Origin of the sequence: Aquirhabdus sp. (genome assembly GCF_046462495.1) — a bacterium.
GTDB lineage: Bacteria > Pseudomonadota > Gammaproteobacteria > Pseudomonadales > Moraxellaceae > Aquirhabdus.
Map to the genome: position 1 here is coordinate 401,806 of NZ_JBKGVE010000010.1, position 20,311 is coordinate 422,116.

Genomic DNA, 20,311 nt, shown 5'->3' on the forward strand with positions numbered 1-20,311 from the left:
AGCAATAATGATGCCATTCTTCTATATTAGGCTATATGAAAAAGCAGATAATATTTATATATTAAATAGCAGAGATAAAATAAAAATTACTACTCTATCAATTCAAATGATGCAGATATTATTTATACAATCACAATATAAATTACCATTTTGCAAAATGTTTTTCTAATAATCCCATTTCACCATCAAAAATAACTGAATGCTGATCTGTATTAATCTGACCATAAACATGAGCGACCCACTGATTAAAATGACTGGCGACTAATCCCAAGTTCAAAGATTCTTGCCGACACCAACCCGTCTGCACAGTCAAATCAATCGCACTATCTGCTGAATAGATACGCCAGCTTGGCTCATCATTCAAACCTGTCGGCTTTACTCGTTCAAACATCACGGGCGGGATTTCAAAAATTTGATGGTCAATCCACAGTGCATTCTCACTACCAAAAGTTTGGTTTACGCCCATCGCAAAATTAACGCCAACACGCTGTCCACTTTTCAGTGTCGCAGACACGCTGAGCCAATGCCACGATGTCTTGTGATTCATAAAACCACAACTGTCATCCGTAGCCGCTAGAAAACCATGTGCAGGGGAGATTTCAAATTGTTGCCCGTGATGTAAATATTGACCATGGACAATCTGAGCCGTTTGCTTTTGCGTATAAGTCCAGCCCGTCGCACCAGTAGGACTGCACAATGCGAGCGGTTCGGTCTCTGATGTCTCAATCACTGCCTCAAGTAGATTTTGTTTTGCGTGGGTAACTTTGACCACGCGCTTATTGTTCCTACTTTGAATATCAATTCTGAATTGACCTTTTTGAAAAGAGCTTTGTGTCTGGGATGCAGGGAGGCCGACATGTGTTTGATAGGCAAATGGTTGTAATAGGGATATCTCTTGAATTGAAGCTGATTTTAAATCATTTTTATCGTATATATAAAAGAAGCCATTACCTACCCACCCTAAATCGACGATGGCCAGTCCAATCATGACATCTTGGTTATTGATACTGATAAACTGAAATGACTTAAAACCCAACTGACGTTTTAATGAAGCACTCAGTCCAGATATTGAACGTTCAAAAGGGGTTTGTAGTTTAAAGTCTTCAATATTAATGGCTGAAGGTGCCGATTTAAATCGCCCATAACGGGGCTGCCCATGTTGAATTAATGGTGTAGTCATAAAAAATACAGCCTTCTGATCAAATCATTACAGCGCTAAAAGTGCTTGAGTGATGTCTGCTTGCAAGTCATTCACATCCTCAAGCCCGATACTGAAGCGAACCAGACCACCATGGACGAGGTACTCAGGGATACCACCAAACTGAGCGACACGTAGACTCTCTAAGCGATAGGGCACGACCAAACTCATGGGCCCTCCCCAACTATACCCAAGTTTGAATAAACTCAAGTGCTCGCAGAATGTATGAACTTGCTCTGTAGTATATTCCGGTTTAAAAATGATACTGAACAGGCCTGCGGCTTTGCCGCTGCTGCCATCCACAGAACACGTCTCAAGCCAATGTGAATGTCCTTTTGCATGCGGTAGTGCAGGATGCAGCACTTGGGCAACTTCTGATCGGGTTTGTAGCCAGCTTGCAAGTAGCCTAGCCGCTTGATCTTGTGCTGCATAGCGTACCGCAATTGTCGGCAATGATCGCAAAACAATCTCTGCATCATTCGCTGCAACATTGATCCCCATCAATTGCTGTGTGGTCTTGAGTTGTTTATGGAGCGCCTCGTCTCGCGTCACGAGACTCCCCATTAGCACATCTCCACCGCCACTCGGATATTTAGTCAGGGCATGCATGGTTAGATCAACAGACTGGCCACGCGGTAAATCGAAAGCATTAAAAGTGAGTCCTGCTCCCCACGTGTTATCCAAAACCGTCACGATGTGATGCTGACGTGCAATCTGAATGAGGGTCGATAAATCTGGAAACTCCATTGTCACCGAACCTGCTGCTTCAAGCCAGATGAGCTTGGTATGCTCATGGATTAAACCTGCAAGAAGCTCTGGCTTCATGGGATCATAAACACAGACACTGACCCCAAAACGACCCAGAACCTGTCGCACCATATCCAGGGTAGGACCATAAGAGTTCTGCGGAATGAGTACTTCATTGCCTTGGTTTAACAGCGCAATGTTGATCAGGCTGATGGCGGCTAAACCACTAGGCGCCAAAAGGCCATATAAGCCGCCCTCTAAGGAAGCAATCCGTTCTTGCAAAGTAAATGTCGTCGGCGTGCCATGCAGACCATAGCTGTAATTATTGCCCACACGCCAGTTACGCGTATGCATCGCATGAATATCAGGAAAAATCACCGTAGATGCTTTATAGATAGCGGGTTGAACTGCCGAAAAACCATCAGGCGCTTGGTATGGGTGATGAATGAGACCCGTAATTTGATGCTTATTTTTGTTGCGCTGGTTCATGGTCGAATGTCAGTGATAAAAATTAGAAGGATCATTGAATTAAAGCATTATTTCGGTCACAACAAACAGAATATCAACAAAAACGCGATGATCGAGGGGTCTCTTATAGACTCTCAATCATCGCGTTCTAAAATCGATACCCATTGAACTGTTTTTTAAAACTATTCAATAACGTTTAAAATCGATTAACCAATCACTTGCTCATAATCATCAGCGTCGAGCAGTTCATCAAGATCAGCAACGGATACGGGTTTGATTTTATAGATCCAGCCATCACCATAAGGGTCGGTATTGATCAAATCTGGGTCTTCTTCAAGCAGTTCATTAACGGCAATCACTTCACCATCGATTGGCGCAAAAATATCTGATGCAGTTTTGACCGATTCAACAAATCCAGCTTCATCGCCTGCAGTCATATTTTTGCCGACATCAGGTCCTTCAACATAGACTAAGTCCCCCAATTGGTCTTGGGCATAGTCAGTAATGCCCGTGACGATAATATCGCCTTCCAAACGCACCCATGAATGGTTTTTGGTATAGTGTAGATCACTCGGATGGTTCATACGATAAACTCCAGCGTAGCGCGTACTTAATTAAAGGTCGATGCGCATATTTTACCTATTCCATCACCTTAAATCACCCTTATCTACTCGATATCCGTGTTAAAAACGCATTAAAATATGATGACTATCTTGATCAATCTTCCCCATTTGGAGTCTGTATGCAGTGGATCCTCGTCAGTATTGGCGCAGCTTTAGGGGCAATGCTCAGACTACTCTTTGCACAAATGCTGAATGCAGTCCATCCAGCGATTCCCTATGGAACCTTACTGGCTAATGTCTTGGGCGGTTTTTTGATGGGTCTCGTACTCGCCTCCACCCAACAGCTCAGCACTGAAATGCGCCTATTGCTGGCAACAGGTTTCTTGGGTGGACTCACTACGTTTTCAACATTTTCCGCTGAAAGTTTTACTTTGCTGAATAATGGTCGTATTGGGATGGCTTTTTTCTTGATTGGATTACATGTGATTGGCTCAATTACAGCAACCGCTCTGGGTTTTTACTTAGTGAACGCCATCAAAGCGCTTTGAAAAGGCCTCCGCTTTACCTCAGTCTGTAAGCATAAGCTGACAGATATTGAAGCAGTAACACTTGAAAAATCAAACACAAACCTAAGGTAGCCGTCATTCTTTAGGTCTATAATAAAATACCAATTAAAACAAAGCCGCTAGGCTAAAAATTGCTAAAGCAAAAAAATAACGTTAATGCCAAGGAGGCAGACGATGCTTACTCATGAAGAATTACATCAATTGACACAGTTTAAATCCAAACTGCGCCGTAAAATGAATCGCACCATCGAGCTATCGCTACTGGTCAACGATGCTGTTTATTGCAATGACATTCTGAACGAAGCAGAAAAATTTGCAGAAATTAACGGCGATGAAGAACTGATGGTTTCGACGCTCACGATCCGCAACCAAATGGGGTTCTTTAACTTCGATCTTAATGCTGTACCACAGCCTCCCCTCAGCACTATTCAAACGCCTGCACACGCCTAAATAACAGTTATAAAAGACAAGCTTTGACGTTGCTCAGAGCTTGTAATTAGTTTTGTCTGAACCAAATGGTACAAAAATAGCAAGGCTAAAGCTAAAAAAATCCTCTCGATATTGCTAAACTAGCGTTTTGTTCGCCTCTACTTGCGTTATGTCTTCTAAATTTCCACAGCAATCGCATACTCCTGCTCAAACCATTCATCATTCCTATAGCATGGTCTGGATTGCACTGCTTGGCATGTTGACGGCTCTAGGGCCATTGTCGATTGATATGTACTTGCCTGCTCTTCCCAGCATGGCGCATCAGTTTGGTGTTAGCACAGGTGCCATTTCTACGACGCTTCCGGCTTATTTTTGTGGCCTTGCCATCGGTCAGCTTATTTACGGGCCTGTCAGTGATCGATTTGGACGCAAACCGCCTTTGTATTTTGGCTTAACGTTATTTACGCTCGCATCCATAGCCTGTATTTTTGCGGCAGGTCTTGAGCAAATGCAAATTGCCCGAATCATTCAGGCTCTGGGCGGTTGCGTGGGAATGGTGATCGTCCGTGCGGCAATTCGCGACCGTCTATCTCCAGCCCAATCCGCCAAGGCATTCTCTAGCATGGTGTTAATTATGGGCATTGCTCCTATTCTTGCACCATTACTGGGTGGCTGGTTGCTCATTCACTTTAGCTGGCACAGCATCTTCACGATGTTAGCAGCCGTGGGCTTCATCAGTTTAGTGGCAATCCATTTTGGGTTTAAGGAAACCTTACATCAAGAAAAACGCCAGACGCTCAATCTCAAAAATGTCTTTGTGACTTACGGAAGACTCCTGAAAGATGCAAGCTTTCGAACACCTGCATTGGTTGGAAGCTTCTCCTATGCGGCGATGTTTTCTTACATCGGGGCCGCATCCGCTCTGCTGATTGATCATTTTGGTGTTTTGCCACAAAACTTTGGTTGGTACTTTGGGGTCAATGCATTGGGTGTCATTGGCATGTCACAGGTGAATGGGCGTTTGGTTGGACGCTTTCACATCTTGCAGCTTCTTCATGCAGGGGTCATTTTGCAGACCATCAGCGGCTTGTGGTTGTTGGGTCTCGCGGTAACAGGCCTAGCGACACTGCCTTTGGTGATGATCGGGCTGTTTGGCGTTGTTGCGGCAGTAGGTTTAACGGGTGCAAACGGCAATGCCCTTGCTTTATCTCAACAAGGTCATCGTGCTGGGAGTGCCAGTGCATTGCAAGGCGCACTGCAGTTTGCCTTGAGTCTCGTCATGGGCTTGGTTGTACACGGACTGATGTTTAGCATACTCGCCAATCTGGCATTGGTTATCGTCACTTGTGCATTCATGAGTTTTGGATTCGTGACATTGATTATTATGAAAAATAAACGCTTGGCGATGCTATAAACTTGCCAAGCTTTTTTTAATTAGAATATATTTCACAATCAAACCTGTGTAATAACTGGCCATAAACGGACTGTGGCACCCGATAAAAGCACCACCGTTCCGCCAACTTCAGCCACAATGAGCGACCACATAAATCCTGAAATCAAAATATTCGGTAAGGTCGCCTTGCCCAATCGATGAGGTCTTGCCAATTGATTGGAGGTATCGCGCAGAGCACCATGAATCACATAGGTACTAATCGCAGCGACAAAATAGACCAAGTTAGCTGTAACTGCCCAAAAATTATGGATTGGCGACCAGACCGATAATCCTGCCAGCACAGCAAGTACAAGTGCGCTGAACGAGTACATCAGTGAGGCACGATGTGCGATATCGACATAGTAAGGCGCACGAGATTTCTCACTACTCATGATCGCAAGATACTTCCATACCCCCGTTAGGAGGCCTATCAAAAGAAGTCCCCCTGAACCCAAAACTGCCAAAGCGACGGCAGAATTTTGAAATGACACAAGAAAGGTTTGCGATAAATCATTCATGAAGTAGGGCTATATTGACAACTTATATTGTCTGTATAGTAACGCATTTTTTGGATTAAATATTTATAAATGAAGAGCACATCATTATATTCCGCATGAGCTTTGAATAGAACTCATGCGGAATGACACTGAAATCAGCCTCTACAGCATGAAGCAAAGTGAAAGCCCCGAAAGTGTTGCTCCAATCACGGCACCCATAATCACATCCGTTGGGTAGTGCAAACCCAAAATGACACGTGACAATGCAACGAGCAACATAAACGGGACAAGAATCGGAAGCAAGACTGGGAAATCAGTTCCAAGCATGACCGTGAATAAAACGGCATGTAAGGTATGCCCCGAAGGAAAACTAAAGTGATCCAATGGACGCTCACCGAGCATCACCGCTTGATGAACCTGATATGGACGTGGACGTAATGTCTTATGTTTTAGAAGCTTATAAATCACTAAACCCGTAATACTGGTGAGCCATGCTTGACCTAATAGAGGTAATGCATGCATCCCGTAAATAGACAGAATAACAAGTGTCAGTCCATACCAGAACCAACCATCACCCAAACGGCTAATCAGCTTAAAAGTCCGTGCAACGGCTTGACGCGTAGAATAGCGATTCAAGCGTAGGCACCAATATAAATCCCAATCCTGGACTTGGAGTACTGTCGATTGCCAACGACTCATGATAATTCCTCCTGTTTTATGGTTTGCGGAGTCTGTGAGTTTCCAGTGCCATCAAATGATATGGATTCATTTAATGCTGTGTGTGTTCGCTTACCGTGCTGCTGTTTAACCTGTTGAAGCACTTGTTCTAATTGACCCACAGCTTGTTGCCAGCCCATAGCCTGTACGCGTTCGCAGGCGTACTTGCCCATTTCTTGTAAACGATTCTGTTTTGGTAACTGTCCGGCAAGCTGCGCAAATTTCAGCTCATTCTTCAATTCACATAACCAACCTGTGTGATTGGTCTCGACGACCTGACCCGCTGCTGCATCATCAAAAGCAAGCACCGGTAATCCACTGGCCATGGCTTCAAGAACAACATTTCCAAACGTCTCCACCTGACTTGCAAACACAAATACATCCGCGCTGGCATAGTGTTGCCCTAATGCACTACCCGTTTTCATTCCGGCAAAAATCGCATCAGGTGCAAGCTTCTCGAGTCGGGCACGATCCGGGCCGTCCCCAACGAGAACCAATTGCACTGCACGAAGAGGCTGAGCAAGTTGTAGCTCGCGATATGCTGCGATGACCAAATCAATATTTTTCTCAGGAGATAGCCGCCCAACATACAGTAGAACTGTAGAGTGCTCACTGACGCCCCAAGATTGACGAAGAGCCATATCACGATGCACAGGACTAAACTGAGCGACATTGACACCACGTGAGACGACAGCAAGATCACGGATACCCAGTGTCTGTAGTTGTGCTCGTGTTTTTTCACTCGGTACACAAGTCATATCAGTGCGATTATGGAAAAATCGCAGATAAGCAATGATAGGTGTCAACAATAAACCCAGACCAAAATGCGTACTGAACTCGTGGAATGGGGAATGGAATCCACTTGATACTGGAATGCCCGAATGTCTTGCTGCGAAGAGAGCCGCAAGACCAAGTGGCCCTTCAGTGACGATGTGGACCACATCAGGTTGATAGCTTTTTAAAGCCTCTTTAATATGATAATACGCAGGTGCGCCAAACTGTAATGCGCGATAGCGTGGGATTGCAAATCCGCGAACCAACAACTCCTGCTCTGCCGGAGAGTTGATAGAAGAAAGAACCTGCTGCGGACGAATAAGAAACAATGAATGACCGTTGTCTCTTAAACCCGAGGCCAATTGAAATACCGAGTGCGCCACACCGTTGATCTCTGGTGGCCAAGTTTCGGTGACCAGCGCTATGCGTAGGGGTTTTTCTGATTCAAATGGATAGTGTTCACTTTGATTATCATAGGGAGGAATTAGGGGCTGAACCGAATAGTGCTGGGCTGAATCGTCTCGTAGTGCTTCGCTTTGCGGCACCTCGACTTCTTTTAGCAAACCTTTTTCACCTGGATTGCTTCGCATCAAACCATAAGTGACAGCATTCATTGATGAGTTAGACTCTTATTCATATTATCAATGAATATTACGCCGTACACTTTACAGCCAGTTGACGATTTGATGACGGGATGATGACGGTTTACGGTTGTTGTTTTTTATCTTTATTTTAAAACTTCAAGCTCAGGCTTAAACTTGCTTTTCACTAAGTTACTAATTTTAAACTATTTATATGCAAAAACTCCCTCATCGCATAAAAGGCACACGTCTTAATTTAGAAACCACATCACCGATTTCTGAAATTTTATCAAGCGCCTCACTCATTTTTGCAATGGCTTCAATATTATCGGTCAACGCGGAGATTTTCTCTAGGGAATAGCGCATTTCTGCAATCGCCTGTATATGTGCCCCTAAATCGGCAATTTTCTCAATCGATTGTTGAACCGTTGAAATTAAATCAACATTCTCCCCGAGTGCTGAAATCTTCTCTATAGATACACTCATCTCTGCGATCGTCTCAATATGCTCAACTACATTAGCAATCTGCGTCAGAGATCCGCGCATACCAGCGATATTTTTAATATCAAAAGAAATTTCATCCAGCGAACGCCCCATCGCCGCGATGGCTTGTGTGTCAGAGGACATTTGCTTAATGGCAGAGCTCATACTGGAGACTACACTAATATCCTGTGCCACTTGACCGATGATGATGAGCAACTCAAGCAGCACGCGGCAGATTGCCGCCATCACAATAAAAATGACCGGAGACGCAACCGCATATAACCATCCACGCAGTGCCGAATCATCAAATGCAGACCAGACAAAGTGCGTGGTAATACCCGCTGAAGCAATAAGAAGTAAAAAATAGAGTACCGGAACGAGCTGTAGAATCGTAACGCGTTGGTTAAATGAGAAATCAACAAAAACAAGCGCAGTGCGCTTCACCAACTGATATAAATGCTTCATGGGATGGCTATGCTCGTGATAGGTATGCAGTTTTTCTACACCCATAAATCCCATGCGAAATTCACAACGTGCGGCGAAAAAACAAGCGGATTCTTTCCTTTAAATCTTACCGATGATGCTACACAATATAAACGATTCGGCAAAGTGATATTGTATAAGTGTCCGACGAATTACACAGTTTAAATCGCGATTTATACCTCATCACAAACCACCCAGCTAAATCCCTCTTCAAGATCAATTAGAGATGATCCACACTGCCTGAACCCGTAATACTCGCTTTCACTTTTGCCGCACCATCATACGAGATATCCCCACTACCAGTGACGTCGGCATCCAGTGTATCAGAGCTGTTTAACACGACCGAACCAGAACCCGTCACTCTGACCGTGGCATTTTTAGCCAAAAGTTTTTCAGCATCAATATCGCCACTACCATTGACAATCGCAGTAAAAGTATCCACTCGTCCCTCAGCGGTGATATTTCCCGAACCAGATACGGTTGTCTTCAATTTGCTTGTGGAAATCGCGCTCAACTCTACATCCCCTGATCCATTGATTTCGATAGCTTCGATCTTAGGCACAACAACCGTGACTCTAACGTCATTCTGTGTCGAATAACTTTTAGTACTACTGATAATTAATCGACCATTTTTAACCGTCGTGGTAATCAGCGGGGCAATATTATCATCGGCCGTGACACGCACGGATTGAACTGCACCTTGGGTAATCTGGATGTCTGTTGCCCCCTCAAGATCGATGGCAGAAAAACTGCCAAGCGTACGAGTCTGGGTCAGCGTTGTTCCCGATCCTTTGACACTCACAAGATCATCAAGCCCAATTTTGCACCCTGCTAATCCAAATGGGATAGAAAAGGAAAAAACGATAGCCATCACTTGGCTCCGCTTGATGATAGACATAAGTTGATCTCTAATCATGTGTTAAAAAAAAATTTACTGGCTTAAATTAAATCTTTTTGATACTGCCTAATCCTGAAATATTCGTCTTCAACTTTGGATCACCTGCGTAGGTCACCTTTCCAACGCCGCTCACACTGGCATCTAAAGAATCAACCGCATTCACTTTGATTGATCCTGCGCCAGACACTTCTGCTGTAACCGCCTTTGCGATCAGCTTCCCAGCATCGATACTGCCTGCACCATTCACCTCTGCATCAAAGCTATCCACAGCCCCTTGTACGCCAATCACACTGGCACCATCAATTTTAACGTCTAATTTTTTACTGCTAATTTCCTTCAGGTCAACTTGACTAAATCCTTCTACAGTTAATGCTTCGATCTTAGGTACAACAATCACCAGATCCACATTATGATCACTCGAATAACTTTTTGAGTTATTAATGGTGAGTTTTCCATTGCTCACGCTCGTGGTGATCAACGGCACAATATTATCATCACCGAAAATCGTAATGGACTGCACAGCACCTTGACGAAGCTTAACATTAGCGGCACCCTCAATATCGATCGCGGTAAAATCAGCGATTTTTCGCGACTCCGTCACGATCTTTCCTGATCCTTTCACCTCATCACTTGAGCTATCCCCTATCGTAATTTTACAACCAGACATCAATAAGGGGATGGTGATCAGCATCGCTGTGAGTAGCATGTTAGGTTTCATGAGAATGATCTCTAATATCGGTTGAGTGAAGAAATATCATCCGCAAAGAACCATGCGGAATATGTGCCAAGTTAATTGATAATGCGCGTAATCTTACAAAACTTATAGCACAACACTACCACAACCCATCATTCACGCAATAAAAAATCCCGCCTATTCAGCGGGATTTTTTATCATTTGATCAAACCAGAATCTTAGTTCTTGGTTTTATCAACGATCTTGTTGGCTTGGATCCAAGGCATCATGGCACGCAGTTTAGTACCAGTCACTTCGATACCATGTGCTGCATTGTTACGACGACGTGCAGTCATGGATGGATAGTTTGCAGCGCCTTCAGCGATGAACATTTTTGCGTATTCTCCAGATTGAATACGTTTCAGTGCGTTGCGCATTGCAACACGTGATTGTTCATTGATAACCTCAGTACCAGTGACGTATTCGCCGTATTCTGCGTTGTTAGAAATTGAGTAGTTCATGTCAGCGATACCGCCTTCGAACATCAAATCAACAATCAATTTCAACTCATGCAGACATTCAAAATAAGCCATTTCTGGAGCGTAACCTGCTTCAACCAGCGTTTCATAGCCCATTTTAACCAGCTCAACAGCACCACCACACAGAACCGCTTGTTCCCCGAACAAGTCAGTTTCGGTTTCGTCTTTGAATGTGGTTTCAATGATACCCGTACGACCACCACCCACACCTGATGCATAAGCCAGTGCTAAATCACGTGCTTTACCAGAAGCGTCTTGGTAAATCGCAACCAGATCAGGAACGCCGCCGCCACGAACGTATTCTGAACGTACAGTGTGGCCTGGTGCTTTTGGTGCAACCATAATCACGTCTAAGTCAGCACGTGGTACAACTTGGTTATAATGAACCGCAAAACCATGTGCGAACGCCAATGTGCCGCCTTTTTTCAGGTTTGGTTCGATTTCATCACGGTACAATTTTGACTGGAATTCATCTGGAGTCAGAATCATAACAACATCAGCAGATGCAACCGCGTCTTTCACTTCGCTAACTTTTAAGCCTGAGTTTTCTGCTTTGATCCATGAGGTTGAACCTGCACGCAGACCGACAACAACATCAACACCAGAATCTTTCAAGTTCAGTGCATGGGCATGACCTTGTGAACCATAACCAATGATGGCTACTTTTTTAGCTTGAATCAGGGAAAGATCACAATCTTTATCATAAAAAATGTTCATGCAGCAAACTCCAGTAAATCTTTAGTGAAAAAACAAATAGGCAACTATCATTAAAAAAACAATGTAGAGAAATATCTCGTTTAAAACATTTAAAGCAGTATTCATTTATGGCGCGCAATTTAACAGTTATACGACTAAATTGCAGCGACGAATGGCAAGATTTTAGTGTTTAAACCTCAAAATATGCCTAAAAATGCATCCCAAAGACTAACTTTTATAAAGTGTTTCCTTCGATCAAAAGGTTATTCGACCAAAGGACTCTGGGGTTTTCAGTAATCGATTAAACGCTCAGTACTTTTTCACCGCGCGCAACACCCAGAACACCAGAACGCACCACTTCAAGAATAGTGTTTTCAGCGAGGGCCTCAATAAAACCGTCCAACTTATCGGTCGCACCAGCAATCTGAATCGTATAAGTCGTTGGCGTGACATCAACGATTTGGGCACGGAAGATATCAGCTGTACGTTTGATTTCTGCACGTGCAGCACCAATCGCTTTGAGCTTAATCAGCATCAGTTCGCGTTCGATATGTGAACCTTCGGAAAGATCTACAACCTTGACCACCTCAATCAGCTTGTTCAGTTGCTTGGTAATTTGCTCAATTTTGTGCTCATTACCATAGGTAGTCAGTGTCAGGCGTGACAACGTCTCATCTTCAGTCGGTGCAACGTTCAGTGTTTCAATGTTATAACCACGTTGACTAAACAAACCAACCAAACGTGACAAGGCGCCCGCTTCGTTTTCAACCAATACAGAAATAATATGACGCATTATGTGCGCTCCCCTTTTCTAAGCCACATATCGCGCATGGATTGCTGAGCGATTTGCATCGGGTAAACGTGTTCCTTCGGATCAACGTAAACATCCATATAGACCAGACGGTCTTTCATCGCCATGGCTTCTGCCATTTTGCTTTCTAACTGTGCAGGGTCGGTGATTTTCATACCGACATGACCATAAGCCTCAACCAGTTTTACAAAGTCAGGCAAAGATTCCATGTACGAGCTTGAATGACGACCCTCGTATTGCATATCTTGCCATTGCTTCACCATCCCGAGTGAACGGTTGTTTAAGCACAAAATCTTAACAGGCAAGTTATATTGTAAGCAGGTTGACAGCTCTTGGATGTTCATCTGAATCGAGCCTTCGCCAGTAATACAGACGACGTCGCGCTCTGGGAATGCGAGTTTACAACCCATTGCATAAGGTAAGCCCACACCCATGGTGCCTAGACCACCAGAGTTAATCCACTGACGTGGTTCGTCGTATTTGTAATACAACGCAGCAAACATTTGATGCTGACCAACGTCTGAGGTGATGATGGCTTTTCCATTGGTTATTTTGTGCAGCATCTCAACGACTTGCTGAGGCTTCATTTCACCTGCAGCAGGCGCGTCGTAACGCAGTCCATGACGCTTACGCCACTCGTTGATTTGGCTCCACCAATTACCAATTTCAGTTGGGTTTGGTTTGTTGACACCCAATTGTTTCAACTGGGTCAACATTTCCGCCAATACAGGTTCAACCGCACCAACGATAGGAATATGCGCCATGATGGTTTTTGAAATCGCGGCAGGGTCGATATCAATGTGAATGATCTTGGCATCTGGGCAGAATTTGGCCGGATTATTGGTCACACGGTCGTCGAAGCGCGCACCAATACACAAGATGACATCCGCATGGTGCATCGTCATATTGGCTTCATAAGTGCCGTGCATACCGAGCATACCGACAAACTGTGGGTCAGTACCTGGGAATGCACCCAAGCCCATCAGCGTATTGGTGACTGGATAATTCAATAAATGAGCAAGTTCAGTCAGATGATGTGACGCATTGCCCTGTACAACACCGCCGCCCGCATAAATAATCGGACGCTTGGCAGCGAGAAGCTCATCAATCGCTTTACGAATCTGACCTGCATGACCACGACCTGGCGGCAGATATGAGCGTAGTTTGACTTTTTCTGGGTATTCGTAAGCAAATTTGTCGACAGGATTCGTCACATCTTTTGGAATGTCGATAACGACTGGACCTGGACGACCACTACCCGCGATATAGAACGCCTTTTTGACGATCATCGGAATTTCACTGGCGTGACGAACTTGGAAGCTATGCTTTACGATTGGACGAGAAACACCGATCATATCGGTTTCTTGGAAAGCGTCTTCACCGATCAGATGCGAAGGAACCTGACCTGAAATAACAACCATAGGAATCGAATCCATATAGGCTGTTGCAATCGCGGTCACTGTATTGGTCGCACCTGGGCCTGAGGTAACAAGAACCACACCAGTTTTACCGGTTGAACGCGAATATGCATCGGCCATATGACCCGCAGCTTGCTCGTGACGCACGAGAATATGCTGGACTTTATCTTGGCGAAACATCGCATCGTAAATATGCAGTACGGCGCCACCTGGATAACCAAAGACGTACTCAACGCCTTCATCAGCCAGTGCGCGGATCAGCATATCGCCGCCAGAGAGTAACTCTGTTTTCTTATCGGTACTGCGCGTATCTGCAGCAGTCTGTTTTTCTGAAGTATGTTCCAATTTAACTCACCCTAGTCGTACTCATGACGAACAATTCGTTGTGATTCTATCGATGTTGTATCTGACAACAAAGCAATAGAAAAACAACATCAGCCCAGAAAGCAGTATGCAATCCAGACAATTATATAGAAAGCTCATAGACGAGCAGAATTTTGACGGCAGAGCAGAAAGTCGTAAGCTGGTAAGTGTGACCAGAATAGGACATACAGCGCATTCGGATGAGAATGCCCCAAGCATCAACAGCGGCTCGCGATAGAGCGGATGTTCGCCAAAGTTAAAAGACATCCTCGCCAAAGGGTGGGCGGCATAGACGTCTAATAACTGATCTAAAAATCAGTCCCGTATTTTCGGCAATTTAACAACCACAGTCAAGAGCTAGCCAGCAAAACAATTATAAAAATCAAGACATCCTTTTTAGGCAAAAATATGCTTTAATCCTGACTAATATATACACGCACACAATCCAAGGAGTGTTTTAAGTGCACGAATTCACACTATTTAATAAAATGAGCCACGGACGGGCTGCACAGTTTTTTTCTATGTCAGTTTTAGTGCTAAGTCTATGTACAACATCGATTGGTGTTGCTCATGCGGAACAATATTGCAAATCAATTGATAGTAATGGTTCAGTGAGCTACACGCTTGCACCGGAGACGGGATGCAATAAAAAGAAATTTAAAACGGTTTCTGTTAGTCATCACATCACGCCTGTACCATCTGTAACATCTAAAGCTGCAGACACAACAGCCAAAATCCCTGCTGGGGCTCCTGAAATAGCAGCGCCAGTTAATCCAGCGCCGACAAATGCATCGCCCATCACAGAAGGTGCTGTAGCGGTAGCCAAATGAATGAGGCTAGCCAACTAGTCTAAGGAATATATTGTAAAAGATGCCATTAATCCTTTTTAGTACTACGAATTAATGGTTAAAACACCACAACATTTAAAGCAAGGATTAGCTCATGAAAAAATGGATACTGACCCTCACACCTGTTATAACGCTAATCATGAGTGTGGGGATGAGCTATGCCCAACCTTTTTATAAATGGACTGATGAACAGGGTTCGACCCATTACACTCAAACACCGCCTCCTCAAAAACAAGTCAAGAAATTAGATGTTAATACGCATGTCCCTACAGATAGCGCTAGTGAAATCAAAAAACTGTCTGCTCTTTCCTCGGCAAACCAAAAAGCAGTCGCCGCAGATGAAAAAGCAGCAGCCAAATCCAAAGAAGAAGCCGCAGCAGATGCTGAACGACGTAGAAAAAACAGCGATGCATGCGTGCAACTAAAAGCCTCTTTGACTCAACTTCAAAGTGGACAACGTTTACGCACGTATGGCGCAGATGGCGAACGCGTTTACTTAACCGAAGAAGATAAGGCTAGTCGCATACAGCAACAAACCACCCAAATACAAAATGACTGTCCGAAATAAAAGATAAAAGCGTTTTACCACCGCTGTACCCTGCTCAATTCGTTAGGTACAGCAAAAAACTACCCAATGCGCAAAAAAAATGCTAATCCAACCTTAGCAACTCCCAATCTCGGCATGGTATCGGCTATGCTATGGCAAATCTCTTTTTGACATAGCTTTTTGTACCATGACAGATACCGTGTTGACCCCGAACCAAAATACTCAGACCCTCTCACAAGCTAGCCCTGTGGAGTATCAACCGAGCGAGATAGAGCCGCGTATTCAAGCGGACTGGCATGCTCGCCAATCATTCGCGGTTAGCAATACGCCTGATCAAAGCAAAAAAAATCGCTATATCTTATCTATGTTTCCTTATCCATCAGGGAAACTACACATGGGCCATGTTCGAAATTACACCATTGGCGATGTCATCAGTCGTTTTTATCGTTTGAAAGGCGAAAATGTTCTACAACCAATGGGTTGGGATGCTTTTGGTCTACCTGCTGAAAATGCTGCGATTGCACATCAAGTTGCACCGGCCAAATGGACCTTTGAAAACATCGACTACATGCGTAATCAGCTCAAGTCCTTAGGGTTATCTGTTGATTGGAATCGTGAGATTGCCACATGCACGCCAGAATACTATCGTTGGGAACAATGGCTGTTTGTTCAACTTTATAAAAAAGGCTTAATTTATCGCAAGCTTTCCACAGTCAATTGGGATCCTGTCGATCAAACAGTCCTTGCTAACGAACAAGTGATTGATGGTCGTGGCTGGCGTTCAGGGGCATTGGTTGAAAAACGCGATATTCCGATGTACTACTTCCGTATTACCGATTACGCGCAAGAGTTACTGGATGATCTCGATACACTCACCGACTGGCCTCCACAAGTTGTTGCGATGCAGAAGAACTGGATCGGTCGCTCCACTGGTATGGACTTAACCTTCCCTTCTGAACACGGCAATTTGACTGTTTATACCACACGTCCTGATACGTTTATGGGTGTCACCTATGTTGCAGTCGCCGCTGAGCACCCGCTCGCGGTCAAAGCCGCTGAAAACAATCCAGCACTCAAAGCCTTTAATGACGAATGTCGCATGGGTTCAGTTGCAGAAGCAGATCTAGCGACGGCTGAAAAGAAAGGCATGGCAACCGGTCTATTTGTTCAACACCCCATGACTGGCGAAAATATTCCAGTCTGGGTCGCAAACTATGTACTGATGAGCTATGGTTCAGGTGCGGTCATGGCCGTACCTGCTCATGACGAACGCGACTTTGAATTTGCTCAAAAATATAATTTGCCAATCAAGCAAGTCATCCAAGCACCCGATGATTTTGATACTGCAAATGCGCCTTATACCGAACGCGGCTCGTTAATCAATTCCGGCGAATTAAATGGTCTAGACTTTGATGGTGCATTTGTCAAACTTTTGGAAAAACTTGAACCTCAAGATCAAGCTAAAGGTCGCGTTCAATTCCGTCTGCGGGATTGGGGCGTATCGCGTCAACGTTATTGGGGCTGCCCAATTCCAATGATTAACTGTCCTTCTTGTGGACAGGTACCCGTTCCAGAAGATCAGTTACCCGTGGTGCTGCCTACTGATGTTGTCCCTGACGGCTCAGGCAATCCTTTAGTAAAAATGCCATCATTTTATGAGACAACTTGTCCGACCTGTGGTCAAGCAGCCAAGCGCGAAACCGATACGCTGGATACTTTTGTCGAATCCAGTTGGTACTACGCACGCTACGCCTCGCCAGAATATCAAAACGGTTTAGTCGACCCACAGGCTGCTCAAAGTTGGTTGCCTGTCGATCAGTATGTAGGTGGTGTAGAGCATGCGATTTTGCATCTACTCTATGCACGCTTCTTCCATAAACTCATGCGTGATGAAGGCGTAGTTCAAGGCAATGAACCATTTACTCGTCTCCTCACACAAGGCATGGTCTTGGCGGATACATTTTATCGTGAAGATGATGCAGGTAAAAAAACATGGATCAACCCTGCCGATGTAACACTTGAGAAAGATGAGCGTAGTCGTATTTTGTCAGCGACGCTCACTGCTGATGGTCAGTCAGTCATTATTGGTGGTATGGAAAAAATGTCCAAATCCAAAAATAATGGCGTAGATCCTCAGGCAATTATTGATAAGTTTGGTGCCGACACTGCGCGTATCTTTATGATGTTTGCGGCTCCACCTGATCAGTCTTTAGAATGGTCAGATGCGGGAGTTGAAGGTTCAAACCGTTTCCTAAAACGTGTTTGGCGTCAAACCACACAGCATTTAGAATCTGTTCAAACTGATCTTTCTTCGCTTACTCTCAGTCGTGATGTGGCCTTCTCTGAATCAACGCGTGATTTACGCAGAAAGTTACATGAAACAATTCAAAAAATCGCTGATGATATTGAACGTCGTCAGTCCTTTAACACCGCAATTGCAGCTTTAATGGAACTGTCGAATGCGATTGGCAAATTTGAAGCAAAAAATCAGAATGAACAGATTGTTGAGCGCGAGGCGCTGATCGGTCTGTTGATTATGCTTGCCCCTTTTGCTCCACATCTTGCCCAAGATTTATTATCAAAATTCAACATTGATGTGACTACTGCATTATTTCCTGAGGTTGATGAAAGCGCTTTAGTTCGTGCCAACCAAACGATTATGGTACAAATCAATGGGAAACTACGCGGTAAGCTCGATGTCGCACTAGATATCGGCGATGAGGAACTAAAGGCTTTGGCAAAAGCATTGCCTGACATTCAAAAATTTTTAACCAGTACACCAAAAAAAGAAATTGTCGTTAAAAACCGCCTGGTGAATCTGGTACTGTAATCGTTTTAATCTGCTGCAGCGATTAGACTCGCTGCAATATTAATATTTAACGGTGAGCGTCTAAAAACTGGATTCTCGCCACTTTAAGTGGATATGAATACAACAATGATGAGCAAAGCCATGACGATCACGCACAGTGTTCAACACAACCTTCGAGTCATCATCGTATTTTCGATGGCTATATTACTTGGTGCATGCGGCTTTCATCTACGCGGCAGTGGCAACTTTGCAATGCCCGAAGCCTATCGTAACTTACAAGTCATTGTTCCTGAAGGTACACAACTGAAAGCGTGGATCCGCGCAGAGCTCACGGCGCTCAATGTTAAACTGGATGATTCAGGTTCACCGCGTTTACATGTACTCGCCGTAAGACCAACTCGCCAAGAACTCACAGGTTCATTGACTGAAATTCAAATTGGTGTCGAAGCAGACTATCGCCTGGAAAATGCACAAGGTGAAGCGATTACAGCAACCAGAACAGTCACTTCGCGCCGTAGCTATCAGTATAATCGCAACACGGTCAGTATCTCAGATCAGCAATCGACCATGCTACAAACTGAGCTTTACCAAGATGCTGCCCGACAAATCGTCAGACAAGTATCCACGGGCCGCTTGCCAGCATTGCAAGCAGCGAGTTGATGATTCGTCAGACGCCTAACCTTGTGTTTTGGGCTGGAATAATCTCTTGATGGTAACTGTATGAAAGCAGACTATCTCAATGCAAGCAAACGCATCAGCGGTGCTTCTGGCGCATGGCTGATGCATGGCGATGAGCCCTTGCTTGCGCAAAGTCTGCTTGATCAATGCAGAAAATATTGGCGTGAACAGAATATAGAGCGCCAACGTGTGGATTTAACCAGTAGTGCAGACTGGCGTGAAGCGCTGGGCCAGCTCGATAATTTGTCGCTATTTTCAAGTACCATGGCACTTGAAATACACGGAAACCATAAGCCAGATGCGGCAGGAATGGCTGCACTGGAGCGATTTATTCAATCGCCAGGTGACAACATTCTGATCATCAATATGCCTAAACAGGATCACACGGCTCAAAAAACGAAATTCTTTCAATTGCTAGATGCCAACGGATTGGTCGTTTCTCTCGCACTACAAAATGATCGAGAGCGACAAGACTTTCTGGCAACGCAAGCCAAAACATTGAAGGTTGAGCTCACATCTGAAGCATGGAAGATGCTGATTTCCCAAACCGAAAATAATCTACTCGCGGCACATCAAGCGCTCATTCGCCTATCGTTTTTAAGTGAGCCTGATGAACAAATTGATATTGAAAAACTACTTCCAGCCCTCTCGGATCAATCACGTTACAGCTTATTTGATTTATCCGATGCAGCATTACTGGGTGATATCGAACGTACGGTCAAAATTCTAAATTACTTATTTGAATCTGGCGAAGCTGAATCTTTGATTCTATGGACGATCTCTAAAGAAATGCGTCTTATTCTTCAGTTGCTGGATAACCCCAATCCGAATTATCAGTCTTTAGGCATTTGGTCTAACCGTCAAAGTCTTTATCAAAAAACCATGCGCCGGATTAAACGTACACAGACGACAAGTTGGCTCGAGTTACTCCTGCGCTGTGATCAGTCCATTAAGGGCGTTGGTCTAGAAAAACCTAAAGATTTGCTCTTGCAAGCCAGTCTGGCTTTGGCTGGACTCCAGTTATTTGACGCAAAAATAAGTGCACGACAAACCATATAAAAACAATGCACGTAATCTCTAAAAGTTTCTCAAC

20 protein-coding genes are annotated in these 20,311 nt (G+C 44.4%); 8 read left to right on the forward strand and 12 right to left on the reverse strand.

Annotation, left to right across the window (positions count from 1 at the left end; translation table 11 throughout):
• Window positions 1-142: 142 nt before the first annotated feature.
• The 3 genes from ACLHG7_RS13865 to gcvH form a co-directional block, all read right to left on the reverse strand.
• Window positions 143-1,180 (reverse strand): DUF2804 domain-containing protein, encoded by a 1,038-nt coding sequence (locus ACLHG7_RS13865; protein WP_410211570.1) that lies wholly within the window; start codon window positions 1,178-1,180, stop codon window positions 143-145.
• A gap of 27 nt (window positions 1,181-1,207) precedes the next feature.
• Window positions 1,208-2,434, reverse strand: coding sequence for a PLP-dependent transferase (locus ACLHG7_RS13870; RefSeq protein ID WP_410211571.1), 1,227 nt, complete (start codon window positions 2,432-2,434; stop codon window positions 1,208-1,210).
• Between the two features lie 185 nt (window positions 2,435-2,619).
• Window positions 2,620-2,997 carry a glycine cleavage system protein GcvH gene (gene gcvH, locus ACLHG7_RS13875; RefSeq protein WP_114898359.1) on the reverse strand — a complete coding sequence of 126 codons (378 nt, stop codon included), beginning with the start codon at window positions 2,995-2,997 and terminating at the stop codon, window positions 2,620-2,622.
• Window positions 2,998-3,155: 158 nt separating this feature from the next.
• Here gcvH and crcB point away from each other — a divergent pair, with 158 nt between their 5' ends.
• The 3 genes from crcB (at window position 3,156) to ACLHG7_RS13890 (ending at window position 5,385) form a co-directional block, all read left to right on the forward strand.
• Window positions 3,156-3,524: a fluoride efflux transporter CrcB gene (gene crcB / locus ACLHG7_RS13880; protein ID WP_410211572.1), complete on the forward strand. Its 369-nt coding sequence runs from the start codon at window positions 3,156-3,158 to the stop codon at window positions 3,522-3,524.
• Between the two features lie 192 nt (window positions 3,525-3,716).
• Window positions 3,717-3,992 (forward strand): hypothetical protein, encoded by a 276-nt coding sequence (locus ACLHG7_RS13885; protein WP_410211573.1) that lies wholly within the window; start codon window positions 3,717-3,719, stop codon window positions 3,990-3,992.
• Between the two features lie 148 nt (window positions 3,993-4,140).
• The gene (locus ACLHG7_RS13890; RefSeq protein ID WP_410211574.1) at window positions 4,141-5,385 is read left to right on the forward strand and encodes a Bcr/CflA family multidrug efflux MFS transporter; all 1,245 of its coding nucleotides are present in this window, start codon (window positions 4,141-4,143) and stop codon (window positions 5,383-5,385) included.
• A gap of 38 nt (window positions 5,386-5,423) precedes the next feature.
• On the opposite strand, the gene ACLHG7_RS13895 is transcribed toward ACLHG7_RS13890, so the two are convergent.
• The 9 genes from ACLHG7_RS13895 to ACLHG7_RS13935 form a co-directional block, all read right to left on the reverse strand.
• Window positions 5,424-5,921, reverse strand: a complete 498-nt coding sequence (locus ACLHG7_RS13895; RefSeq protein ID WP_410211575.1) for a hypothetical protein — start codon at window positions 5,919-5,921, stop codon at window positions 5,424-5,426.
• Window positions 5,922-6,062: 141 nt separating this feature from the next.
• The gene (locus ACLHG7_RS13900; RefSeq protein WP_410211576.1) at window positions 6,063-6,599 is read right to left on the reverse strand and encodes a phosphatase PAP2 family protein; all 537 of its coding nucleotides are present in this window, start codon (window positions 6,597-6,599) and stop codon (window positions 6,063-6,065) included.
• The gene (locus ACLHG7_RS13905) at window positions 6,596-8,005 is read right to left on the reverse strand and encodes a glycosyltransferase family 4 protein (protein WP_410211577.1); all 1,410 of its coding nucleotides are present in this window, start codon (window positions 8,003-8,005) and stop codon (window positions 6,596-6,598) included. Before ACLHG7_RS13905 ends, ACLHG7_RS13900 begins: the two co-directional genes overlap by 4 nt.
• A 195-nt stretch (window positions 8,006-8,200) precedes the next feature.
• Window positions 8,201-8,974 carry a DUF4282 domain-containing protein gene (locus tag ACLHG7_RS13910; RefSeq protein ID WP_410211578.1) on the reverse strand — a complete coding sequence of 258 codons (774 nt, stop codon included), beginning with the start codon at window positions 8,972-8,974 and terminating at the stop codon, window positions 8,201-8,203.
• A gap of 184 nt (window positions 8,975-9,158) precedes the next feature.
• Window positions 9,159-9,836 carry a head GIN domain-containing protein gene (locus ACLHG7_RS13915; RefSeq protein WP_410211579.1) on the reverse strand — a complete coding sequence of 226 codons (678 nt, stop codon included), beginning with the start codon at window positions 9,834-9,836 and terminating at the stop codon, window positions 9,159-9,161.
• Between the two features lie 46 nt (window positions 9,837-9,882).
• Complete coding sequence (locus tag ACLHG7_RS13920; RefSeq protein ID WP_410211580.1) at window positions 9,883-10,554, reverse strand: head GIN domain-containing protein; 672 nt, start codon at window positions 10,552-10,554, stop codon at window positions 9,883-9,885.
• A gap of 194 nt (window positions 10,555-10,748) precedes the next feature.
• Window positions 10,749-11,765, reverse strand: a complete 1,017-nt coding sequence (ilvC, locus tag ACLHG7_RS13925) for a ketol-acid reductoisomerase (protein ID WP_114898348.1) — start codon at window positions 11,763-11,765, stop codon at window positions 10,749-10,751.
• Between the two features lie 280 nt (window positions 11,766-12,045).
• Complete coding sequence (gene ilvN, locus ACLHG7_RS13930; RefSeq protein ID WP_114898347.1) at window positions 12,046-12,537, reverse strand: acetolactate synthase small subunit; 492 nt, start codon at window positions 12,535-12,537, stop codon at window positions 12,046-12,048.
• Window positions 12,537-14,318, reverse strand: a complete 1,782-nt coding sequence (locus ACLHG7_RS13935) for an acetolactate synthase 3 large subunit (protein ID WP_410211581.1) — start codon at window positions 14,316-14,318, stop codon at window positions 12,537-12,539. The genes ilvN and ACLHG7_RS13935 overlap by 1 nt, the downstream gene beginning before the upstream one ends.
• Before the next feature lie 479 nt (window positions 14,319-14,797).
• Here ACLHG7_RS13935 and ACLHG7_RS13940 point away from each other — a divergent pair, with 479 nt between their 5' ends.
• The 5 genes from ACLHG7_RS13940 (at window position 14,798) to holA (ending at window position 20,277) form a co-directional block, all read left to right on the forward strand.
• On the forward strand, window positions 14,798-15,166 hold the full coding sequence (locus ACLHG7_RS13940; RefSeq protein ID WP_410211582.1) for a hypothetical protein: 369 nt from the start codon (window positions 14,798-14,800) through the stop codon (window positions 15,164-15,166).
• Window positions 15,167-15,278: 112 nt separating this feature from the next.
• Complete coding sequence (locus tag ACLHG7_RS13945) at window positions 15,279-15,752, forward strand: DUF4124 domain-containing protein (RefSeq protein ID WP_410211583.1); 474 nt, start codon at window positions 15,279-15,281, stop codon at window positions 15,750-15,752.
• Between the two features lie 166 nt (window positions 15,753-15,918).
• Window positions 15,919-18,561, forward strand: coding sequence for a leucine--tRNA ligase (gene leuS / locus ACLHG7_RS13950; protein ID WP_410211584.1), 2,643 nt, complete (start codon window positions 15,919-15,921; stop codon window positions 18,559-18,561).
• A gap of 120 nt (window positions 18,562-18,681) precedes the next feature.
• Complete coding sequence (gene lptE / locus ACLHG7_RS13955) at window positions 18,682-19,200, forward strand: LPS assembly lipoprotein LptE (RefSeq protein WP_410211585.1); 519 nt, start codon at window positions 18,682-18,684, stop codon at window positions 19,198-19,200.
• A gap of 60 nt (window positions 19,201-19,260) precedes the next feature.
• Window positions 19,261-20,277 carry a DNA polymerase III subunit delta gene (gene holA, locus ACLHG7_RS13960; protein WP_410211586.1) on the forward strand — a complete coding sequence of 339 codons (1,017 nt, stop codon included), beginning with the start codon at window positions 19,261-19,263 and terminating at the stop codon, window positions 20,275-20,277.
• The last annotated feature ends 34 nt before the right edge of the window (window positions 20,278-20,311 follow it).

Bases quoted from the DNA above. Each gene is read 5' to 3' on its own strand.
- ACLHG7_RS13900 (WP_410211576.1), bottom strand. From the start codon at position 6,599: ATGAGTCGTTGGCAATCGACAGTACTCCAAGTCCAGGATTGGGATTTA.
- ACLHG7_RS13915 (WP_410211579.1), bottom strand. From the start codon at position 9,836: ATGTCTATCATCAAGCGGAGCCAAGTGATGGCTATCGTTTTTTCCTTT.
- ilvC (WP_114898348.1), bottom strand. From the start codon at position 11,765: ATGAACATTTTTTATGATAAAGATTGTGATCTTTCCCTGATTCAAGCT.
- ACLHG7_RS13865 (WP_410211570.1), bottom strand. From the start codon at position 1,180: ATGACTACACCATTAATTCAACATGGGCAGCCCCGTTATGGGCGATTT.
- gcvH (WP_114898359.1), bottom strand. From the start codon at position 2,997: ATGAACCATCCGAGTGATCTACACTATACCAAAAACCATTCATGGGTG.
- crcB (WP_410211572.1), top strand. From the start codon at position 3,156: ATGCAGTGGATCCTCGTCAGTATTGGCGCAGCTTTAGGGGCAATGCTC.
- ACLHG7_RS13945 (WP_410211583.1), top strand. From the start codon at position 15,279: ATGAAAAAATGGATACTGACCCTCACACCTGTTATAACGCTAATCATG.
- ACLHG7_RS13895 (WP_410211575.1), bottom strand. From the start codon at position 5,921: ATGAATGATTTATCGCAAACCTTTCTTGTGTCATTTCAAAATTCTGCC.
- ACLHG7_RS13890 (WP_410211574.1), top strand. From the start codon at position 4,141: ATGTCTTCTAAATTTCCACAGCAATCGCATACTCCTGCTCAAACCATT.
- ACLHG7_RS13905 (WP_410211577.1), bottom strand. From the start codon at position 8,005: ATGAATGCTGTCACTTATGGTTTGATGCGAAGCAATCCAGGTGAAAAA.
- ACLHG7_RS13910 (WP_410211578.1), bottom strand. From the start codon at position 8,974: ATGGGATTTATGGGTGTAGAAAAACTGCATACCTATCACGAGCATAGC.
- lptE (WP_410211585.1), top strand. From the start codon at position 18,682: ATGACGATCACGCACAGTGTTCAACACAACCTTCGAGTCATCATCGTA.
- ACLHG7_RS13885 (WP_410211573.1), top strand. From the start codon at position 3,717: ATGCTTACTCATGAAGAATTACATCAATTGACACAGTTTAAATCCAAA.
- ACLHG7_RS13870 (WP_410211571.1), bottom strand. From the start codon at position 2,434: ATGAACCAGCGCAACAAAAATAAGCATCAAATTACGGGTCTCATTCAT.
- ilvN (WP_114898347.1), bottom strand. From the start codon at position 12,537: ATGCGTCATATTATTTCTGTATTGGTTGAAAACGAAGCGGGCGCCTTG.
- leuS (WP_410211584.1), top strand. From the start codon at position 15,919: ATGACAGATACCGTGTTGACCCCGAACCAAAATACTCAGACCCTCTCA.
- ACLHG7_RS13920 (WP_410211580.1), bottom strand. From the start codon at position 10,554: ATGAAACCTAACATGCTACTCACAGCGATGCTGATCACCATCCCCTTA.
- holA (WP_410211586.1), top strand. From the start codon at position 19,261: ATGAAAGCAGACTATCTCAATGCAAGCAAACGCATCAGCGGTGCTTCT.